Genomic DNA, 6,079 nt, shown 5'->3' on the forward strand with positions numbered 1-6,079 from the left:
GTACCATTGGTGGCCGAAAATTCAGGTTTAATTACTCCGATGCTACCGGATTTGATATTACAGATGTCGATGTCATTATGGCTGGTGGTTCCAATACTCTCCTCGCCACAGAAGATGATATCCTAAGGGATGGAGATACTCGCGATGATTCCTATCCTCTTCAATTTACTTCTGCTAGCGATGAACCTGTATTAGTCATCAACACCGACGGCAACTATAAATATGTCGGTCGCCTCATTGCTGACTTTGACGAAAACGGTATTATTACAAGTTTTGACGAAGACTTAAGTGGTGTTTATGCCACTGATGATGAGGGAGTTGACCGAGTTTACGAGGAAGATGTCAATCCTGAAGATGTAGCTGACCCCACAATAGTAGCTGTGACTAATGCTATTAATGACAACATTTCTGCTAGAGATGGCAATATTTTCGGTTCCACAGAAGTATTTCTCAACGGTACAAGAGGAGATGTCCGTACCCAAGAAACTAATCTGGGAAATTTGACAGCGGATGCAAATTTATTTATTGCCCAAGAATACGACCCTGATGTGATAGTTTCCATTAAAAATGGTGGCGGTATCCGCGACAATATTGGTCAGTCGTTTATTCCTCCTGGCGGTACTTCCGACGATTTGGTACAGCTGCCTCCTGCTGGAAACCCTTTTGCAGGTAAAGAAGACGGGCAAATTTCTCAGCTAGATATTGAGAATACCCTCCGCTTCAATAACGACCTCAGTTTACTAACAGTTACCGCAGAAGAACTCAAACAAATTATCGAACATGGTGTTGCAGCAACTACAGACGATGCAACTCCTGGTCAGTTTCCGCAGGTGAGTGGCCTTGCTTTCAGTTATGATGCTACTCAACAAGCAATTGAATTTGATGATACAGGCGTTGTCACAGATGGGGAGCGGGTCAGAAGTCTAGCTGTTGTGGATGATAATGGAGCGATCGCTGATGTGGTAGTGAGTGATGGAGAGATAGTAGGAGACGCAGACCGGGAAATTCGGCTAGTGACTCTCGGTTTCCTCGCAGGTGGTGGCGATAGCTATCCTTTCCCACTATTTGGTGAAAATCAGGTTGACTTAGTAGATGAAAGTTTGCCATCAGGAGCAACTAATAACGCTAGCTTTACTGATAATGGTAGGGAACAAGATGCACTAGCTGAATATTTATCAGTGAATTTTTCTGCTAATGGCAACCCTAGTTTCAGTGATGCAGATACACCTCCAGAGGAAGACGAGCGTATTCGGAGAGTATTATTTGTGAAAGGAACTAACGGTGATGATACTCTCGTTGGTGATGAAATTGATGATACTGTTATTGGTGGTTTTGGTAATGACTTCCTTTATGGTAAAGATGGCGACGATATTTTAGAAGGTCGCCCTGGTTTTGACCGCTTGTTTGGTGGTAGTGGTAACGATACTCTCAATGGAGGTCAAGGACGCGACCGCCTCAATAGTGGCCCCGGAGATGATATCATGACTGGTGGTGCGAGTATTGACCGCTTTATCTTTAACACAACCATAAGGGGGTTGGTAAGGGGGTGCTGGTTTCCCCACTCCTCCACAGGGTGGGGCGGAAAGCACCCCCTTACATAAATAAATGTTGATCCGCTTCGATCAAGATGTTTGTCTACCTCCCGACTGATTTTTGATGTAATCTTTGACTATTTCCAAGGGTGCGCCACCACAGGAAACTATACATTTTGAGTCATGCCATAATTTAGCTTTTCCCCAGTAAAATTGGTTGATTTCTTGAGCATATTTTCGTCTAATAATTCTGCTGGTAGCAGACTTTAGAGATGATATTAACTGGGAAATATTATTGTCTGGATGTAGCTGAATCAATATGTGTACATGGTCTGGCTCACCTTCAAACTCTTCTAAGGAACAGCGTTTAGCAGTTAAAACTTTTTCTATGATTTCCCTCATATCTTTAATCATGTTTGTAGTCAATACTTTTTTTCTATATTGAGTCACGAAACATATATGCAGGTGAATGTCATAGACTACATGAGAACCACGGTTTAATTCTTTTTCCATAATTTCTACTCATTTTTATTTTTGGTGTTAAGATAATTATATCGACTCAAACTTTATCTAGAGGTGATAGTTCTATGGCCAATAGAAGATTGACTTTTCGACTGTATCCGACAAAAGTACAGAAAGAAAAACTATTTTTAGTCAGAAAACTACACCAGCTTTTGTATAACGCTGGTGTCGCTCATAGGCGTTTTGAGTGGAGAAAAAATCGCTCAAATGTAGACTATTTCACTCAGCAAAACGCATTACCAGGTTTTAGACAGCAGTGGTCCGATTATCAACAGCTTAATTTAAGTTCATTGCAAGCAACAGTCAAGCGTGTTGACTTAGCTTATAATGCTTTTTTTAAAGGAATCAGGAAACGCCCAAAGTTTAAGTCAATTAGGAATTACTCCGGTTGGACTTACCCAGATGGTCGTCAAGGTTTTAAGGTGCAAATTGAAAAGTGCCAAAAATATTCTGTTAACTGTGGATGGGTGACACTTAATGACTTGGGTATGAGACTCAGGATGCGGGGTAGGTTTAAGTATTGGGGAAAACCTACTACTTGTACGATTGTTTATCGTCCTCATAAAGATGAGTGGTATGTTTCATTTAGTATCAAGACCTCGGAACCATTACCGTTGTTTGGCAGTAAATCTCCCTTAGATTATGAGTCAATGGTGGCTTTTGACCTTGGTACTCAAACAGCTTTGACTTGTTATGATGGCTATGGTTTTGACGAAATTAGTAATCCTAGATTTGACAGGGAGTTTGCCCCAAAAATTCAGCAAGCTTCACGTCAACTCAAAAGAAAGCAAGGACCAATTAAAGGTAAGCAAAAAGCATCAAGTAGATGGAAAAAAGCGAAGAGAAAAATCTCTAAGCTCAAGGCCAAACAATCAGCCGTAAGACAAGATTGGCAGCATAAAGTAACTACAGATATTGCTAGTTGTTATGACATCGTAGTTACTGAAAAATTAAATGTTAAAGGCATGACCCGAAAAGCCAAGACAGGTAAACGCTCAAAGCAAAAAGCAGGTCTCAACCGTTCTCTGCTTGATGTTGGCTTTGGAACATTAAATCAGATGGTGTTGTATAAAATTTTAGGTAAAGGTGGTTTGCATATAACCATTGACACCAGGAGAGTCAAGCCTTCTCAGAGATGCCCTAGCTGTGGAACAGTTCATAAAGAATGGGCACAGTTGAGTAATCGTTACCATGTTTGTGATGATTGTGGTTTTGAGGTGCCAAGAGACCAAGGCTCGGTCATGGTGATGTGGAATGTTGCTGCAGATCGGCAACCGGGGTTAGGAACTGGCCTCGTTAATCGTCGATGCTCAAGCTCTACTGATTCGACCCGTAAACATACAGGCTCGATGAGGCAACTGGGGCAAATGAAGCGCTCAAAATCTCAAAGTGCGGACTTTGTTGACGGGGACTTAGAAACCCCGTCCGTCTACACGGCGGGGTAGTTCATATCAAGCTTATGACCAAGATGATTTGGGAGAAGATAGGATTACTGATTTTGATATAGAGCGAGATATCATCCTCATCAACAGGACAACTTTCACTGCTATTGATAGTGGGGACAGTTTTGAGAATGTATTTGCCACTGTTACCAGTAATAATGATGCTGCGACAGAGGATGCTGTCATTGTATACAATACAGATAATGGTAATCTATTCTATAACCAAAATGGTAGCGATGCTGGTTTAGGTAGTGGAGGTGTATTTGTCACATTAGACAATGCACCTGTAGTTGATGCTGACAATTTCTCATTTGTTGGATAGTTAGTACAGATATTAGGGGTAGGAGACAGGAGACAGGAGACAACGCACCCCTCGCCCCTCCCCCTCCCAGGAGGGGAAGACAGGATAAATGGGAATGAGCGAGGAGGTAGGAGTAAGAATTGTCCCAAGATTGTTCTGCCCAACTATGAGCCTAAAATACGCTCCATGCATGAGCATTAAGGGCTGAAAACCAGATACTTTTTTCGACCCCAAAAAGGCACTTGTCTTTATATGTCAATGCTTTTAGATTTAATCAGCTAGCTCTAATTAGTGATAAAAAAAACTTTCTCCTTTTCCTCCTATTTTTTCTTGCTTCTTCCTTCTTTCTTCCCTCCTGACTCCTGACTCCTGACTCCTCCGTAGTTATTTATTGATCACTGTTTAACCGGACATGATATTACTGAGTTTGGCCAGAAGTCGCAACTATATTTTTCTCTGGTGCCGTATCTGCCACTTTGACTACAAAAACCTCCCAGCGGTTACCATCAGGGTCTGTTACCCAAACTTTATCTTGAAGTGCATAACAGCAGTCTGTTTGATGTTCCTCAAATAATGATAGTCCGGCCACTTTAAATCTTTCAATGGCTGTTGCCACTTCCTCAGAAGTGCTAACTTGTATTCCTAAGTGGGATAAATTCCCACCTGGTTCTACATTTTCTTCTAAATTAAGGGTAAGATTTAGAGGCGGGTTAGCAATATCAAATTTTGCGTAATCTGACTTATACTTAACTGGTGCTACTCCAAATAAAGCTTGGTAAAATTCTACAGACTTTTCTAAGTTGGTTGCGATTAGAGCAATGTGAGTTTTAAGAGTGGACATAATTTTTTCCCTATCTAACAATTTAAACAACGAGGATCTAATAAAGTTGCCTTTTCTGGTTGGCGAGGAAACCAAAAAGCTGTACGTTTACAAAATTCTACCAACATCAACATGACTGGTACTTCTATTAATACTCCCACTACTGTTGCTAAAGCTGCCCCAGAATTTAAGCCAAACAAAGTAACTGCAGTGGCGATCGCTACTTCAAAATGATTACTAGCTCCAATTAAAGCAGCAGGAGCGGCATCTTCATAATGTAATTTCATTTTTAAAGCTGCTACATAAGTAATCAAAAAAATAAAATTAGTCTGGAGAAATAGTGGTACTGCTATCAACAAAATATGAACAGGATTTTCTACAATTAATTCTCCCTTAAAAGCAAACAATAAAACTAAAGTTATCAACAAAGCAGCAGTAGAAACCGGACTTAAATACCTGATAAACTTACGTTCAAACCATGCTTTTCCTTTATTTTTGAAAATCCAGTAACGACTATACATTCCTGCTGCTAGAGGTAAACCCACATAAATTAGCACCGATAAAACAATAGTTTCCCAAGGCACAGTTAAATTATTAGCTGACAGTAACCACCGTCCTAGTGGAGCATACAAAAACAACATTGTCAAGGAATTAATCGCTACCATTACTAATGTATGTCCCTGGTTGCTGTAGGAAAGATAACCCCACATTAATACCATTGCCGTACAGGGAGCGATACCAAGTAATATTGTTCCAGCGATGTAGGAGTCTGCCAATGCTACTTCTGTACCGCGCAATATTTCTGTACCTGTTAATAGTGGGCGAAATAGCCAACCGAGGAAAATTTGCGCAAACGCTACCATGGTAAAAGGTTTAATTACCCAGTTAACGACTAATGTTAAGATTACAGGTTTGGGAGCGCGAGCTGCATTTCTAGTTTGGGTAAAGTCTATTTTTACCATGATGGGATACATCATAAAAAATAGACAAATGGCGATGGGGATAGATACTTGATAAATACTCATGCCATCTAATGCACTGGCAACACCGGGAAATATTTTCCCTAGGGCAATACCTATGACAATGCACAAAGCTACCCAAACAGTGAGATATTTTTCAAAGAAGCTAAGTTGACCACCTGCTTGTACGGCAGATTTATTGACTTGCGGTAAATTTGGACTCATAAGATTAATATCAGGATTTTTACAGTTTGTTTATCCTGTCATTAAAAAAGGTTAATGTTCTTAGATAATGTAAATATAACAAAAAAAATTGATATGTCAAGCAATGAATTATATTAAATCCGGTAGCAGGGCGTGCTATATCATGTCCGGTTAGTTATAAATAAATGACAGAGGAGTCAGGTATTGGACTTTGGACAAAAAGTAACTAACAGTTAGCGTAATAATTACGCTAATCAAACAGGATAATACCGCTCTATCTCCAGTGAATTTAATCACTG

General features: G+C 40.3%; 6 protein-coding genes. 3 read left to right on the top strand and 3 right to left on the bottom strand.

Features of this window, described 5'->3' with window-relative positions; all coding sequences use genetic code 11:
* The coding region (locus D5R40_RS40280; protein WP_192901328.1) for a 5'-nucleotidase C-terminal domain-containing protein at positions 1-1,601 on the top strand (1,601 nt) is incomplete at its 5' end.
* A 21-nt stretch (positions 1,602-1,622) separates the two neighbouring features.
* Here the strand turns inward: D5R40_RS40280 and tnpA are convergent.
* Positions 1,623-2,045 carry an IS200/IS605 family transposase gene (gene tnpA / locus D5R40_RS29490; RefSeq protein WP_192901108.1) on the bottom strand — a complete coding sequence of 141 codons (423 nt, stop codon included), beginning with the start codon at positions 2,043-2,045 and terminating at the stop codon, positions 1,623-1,625.
* Between the two features lie 74 nt (positions 2,046-2,119).
* Between tnpA and D5R40_RS29495 the strand changes: the two genes are divergently transcribed.
* A complete protein-coding gene (locus D5R40_RS29495) occupies positions 2,120-3,499 on the top strand; it encodes an RNA-guided endonuclease InsQ/TnpB family protein (protein ID WP_192901272.1) in 1,380 nt (459 codons plus the stop codon).
* A 28-nt stretch (positions 3,500-3,527) separates the two neighbouring features.
* Positions 3,528-3,818 carry a hypothetical protein gene (locus D5R40_RS29500; protein WP_124143498.1) on the top strand — a complete coding sequence of 97 codons (291 nt, stop codon included), beginning with the start codon at positions 3,528-3,530 and terminating at the stop codon, positions 3,816-3,818.
* A 397-nt stretch (positions 3,819-4,215) separates the two neighbouring features.
* Here D5R40_RS29500 and D5R40_RS29505 read toward each other — a convergent pair whose 3' ends face one another.
* Together D5R40_RS29505 and arsB are read right to left on the bottom strand one after the other, a co-directional pair.
* Complete coding sequence (locus D5R40_RS29505) at positions 4,216-4,638, bottom strand: ArsI/CadI family heavy metal resistance metalloenzyme (protein WP_124143497.1); 423 nt, start codon at positions 4,636-4,638, stop codon at positions 4,216-4,218.
* 14 nt (positions 4,639-4,652) lie between these two features.
* The gene (gene arsB / locus D5R40_RS29510; protein ID WP_124143496.1) at positions 4,653-5,801 is read right to left on the bottom strand and encodes an ACR3 family arsenite efflux transporter; all 1,149 of its coding nucleotides are present in this window, start codon (positions 5,799-5,801) and stop codon (positions 4,653-4,655) included.
* Between the last annotated feature and the right edge of the window lie 278 nt (positions 5,802-6,079).

Source organism: Okeania hirsuta (assembly GCF_003838195.1).
GTDB lineage: Bacteria > Cyanobacteriota > Cyanobacteriia > Cyanobacteriales > Microcoleaceae > Okeania > Okeania hirsuta.

What these genes read in the sequence shown, in the direction of transcription:
- D5R40_RS29495 (WP_192901272.1), top strand. Translation starts at nt 2,120, where the DNA reads ATGGCCAATAGAAGATTGACTTTTCGACTGTATCCGACAAAAGTACAG.
- tnpA (WP_192901108.1), bottom strand. Translation starts at nt 2,045, where the DNA reads ATGGAAAAAGAATTAAACCGTGGTTCTCATGTAGTCTATGACATTCAC.
- D5R40_RS29505 (WP_124143497.1), bottom strand. Translation starts at nt 4,638, where the DNA reads ATGTCCACTCTTAAAACTCACATTGCTCTAATCGCAACCAACTTAGAA.
- arsB (WP_124143496.1), bottom strand. Translation starts at nt 5,801, where the DNA reads ATGAGTCCAAATTTACCGCAAGTCAATAAATCTGCCGTACAAGCAGGT.